The 1,127-nt window shown below is 43.8% G+C and carries 1 protein-coding gene and 1 pseudogene; both read right to left on the bottom strand.

The genetic code is table 11. The features are described from left to right. Positions 1-85: pseudogene (locus HMPREF2871_RS12160) on the bottom strand (type IV secretion protein Rhs); the annotation flags it as partial. A gap of 599 nt (positions 86-684) precedes the next feature. Further along, positions 685-1,080 (bottom strand): hypothetical protein, encoded by a 396-nt coding sequence (locus tag HMPREF2871_RS09290; RefSeq protein ID WP_049344844.1) that lies wholly within the window; start codon positions 1,078-1,080, stop codon positions 685-687. Between the last annotated feature and the right edge of the window lie 47 nt (positions 1,081-1,127).

The raw sequence follows: 1,127 nt of genomic DNA, 5'->3' as shown, positions 1-1,127 counted from the left end.
TTCGGTAGGCGAAACCGCGCAGTTTTTTGCCGTCGCGTCCGTAAACGGCGGTCAAATCGCCGTAGCCGTCGTAGTCGTAGCGCACCAGTTCCTTGCCGTTGAAGGTGACGGAGGTAAGGCGGTTAACGTAGAAACGTTCGTCTTCGGAAATAAATACGTCCCGTTCCCCGGCCGGGTCGAAATCGGGATCGTTGTCGTGCAGACGGATGGAGGAGAATACAGGTTGGAAGTGTCGGCCGCTGCCGTCGTAAATGCTGTGCGGCAGCCCGTTGTCGTCGTAGCAGAGGCGGATATGGCGGCCGTTGCGGTCGAGTTGTGCGACCAGTTGGAAAATGCCGCAGCCGGAATCGACTTCGGCAAACAGCAGCCGTGCACCGCCGTCGGGGGAGGCGATTTGGTAGAGGTCGTCTGAAAGTCGGTTTTCAGACGACCTCTATGTTAACTACTAATGAGATTGTTAAAGAACAAATGTTTCAGACGACCTCAAAGAAGATAGTGAGGTCGTCTGAAAAACAGAAACCGCGTGCGTGCGTACCGCACACACTCCACGTCAGGACTTAAGGTTTTGTCCGGGCTATGGCTTGCTTATCCGTAAGGAATCAAACGAAGGTCATCTGAAAGTTATGTTTCAAACTACCCTATGGTTTGGTTTTGTCTTGACTCAACCAACTTACTGGGTTTGCTTTAATATTTTTCCCAGGATAAATCTAAATCGTTTTGTGGAATACATCCCATAGTCAAACATTTTACAGCACATTTGAATGCTATTTCTTTAGATAAAATATATTTAGACTCAAATAAGCCAATTTGCCCTCCCGTATTTAATTCTATTTTTAAGGTACTTCCTTCGTTAGGGTTTATTAAATTAAAAATGATGCCATTTTCTTCACCTGTTACAACATATTTCCCTCCCCCTCCACCAATCATTAAATAGTTTTCTTCTGATAAAACTAAATTTACAAGAGTATGTTGCTTAGCATCTAATTTTTCTAAAATTTCTAAAAGTCTTTCCGAGGAATTAATATGATAAACCTCTTCCTTACAATGAGATCCATTCCAGTTATCCAAAGTAATTTCCATAATAACTTCCTCTAATGAGATTGTTAAAGAACAAATGGTTCAGACGA

The organism is Neisseria sp. HMSC067G12 (assembly GCF_001812725.1).
GTDB lineage: Bacteria > Pseudomonadota > Gammaproteobacteria > Burkholderiales > Neisseriaceae > Neisseria > Neisseria perflava.
The sequence above is the reverse complement of the archived record's forward strand: the minus strand, read 5'-3'. Positions and strand labels throughout refer to the sequence as shown.

Bases quoted from the DNA above. Each gene is read 5' to 3' on its own strand.
- HMPREF2871_RS09290 (WP_049344844.1), bottom strand. From the start codon at position 1,080: ATGGAAATTACTTTGGATAACTGGAATGGATCTCATTGTAAGGAAGAG.